Source organism: Marinobacter sp. C1S70, from assembly GCF_000475355.1.
Taxonomy (GTDB): domain Bacteria; phylum Pseudomonadota; class Gammaproteobacteria; order Pseudomonadales; family Oleiphilaceae; genus Marinobacter; species Marinobacter nauticus.
Window position 1 is genome coordinate 1 of sequence record NZ_AXBW01000007.1, and the last position, 441, is coordinate 441.

Sequence of the window (441 nt, forward strand, 5' to 3'; positions counted from 1 at the left end):
GCCGCTGTGCTTCGGCGTTATATGCACAAGGAAGGTTAGGTGATAGACACATATCTTTTCGACTGGGGGGGCACCTTAATGGTGGATTTCCCCGGAACTCCCGGAAAAATGTGTGATTGGAAGGTGGTCCAGGCCGTTGATGGTGCGCCGGAAGCATTAGAATTTTTGTCCCAGTCTGCAAAGATCTATGTCGCTACGGGAGCGGAGGAATCGTCCGAGTCCGAGATTAAAGGGGCGTTCAGTCGAGTCGGGCTAGATAAGTTTGTATCGGGCTATTTCTGTAAATCTAACGTTGGGCTTCCCAAAGGAAGTCCGGAATTTCTGGAAGCTATCTTGAACCGCTTGGGTTTGCCTGCCTCTCGAGCGGCAGTGGTAGGCGATAGCTTCGTTAAAGATATTAAGCCCGCAATGCGATTAGGCATTAACCTGAATCCGTGACTT

The 441-nt window shown here is 50.3% G+C and carries 1 protein-coding gene; it reads left to right on the forward strand.

Going from position 1 to position 441, the window contains the following annotated elements; translation table 11 throughout:
• Positions 1 to 39: 39 nt before the first annotated feature.
• The gene (locus tag Q669_RS01220) at positions 40 to 438 is read left to right on the forward strand and encodes an HAD family hydrolase (RefSeq protein ID WP_081699701.1); all 399 of its coding nucleotides are present in this window, start codon (positions 40 to 42) and stop codon (positions 436 to 438) included.
• Positions 439 to 441: the final 3 nt, after the last annotated feature.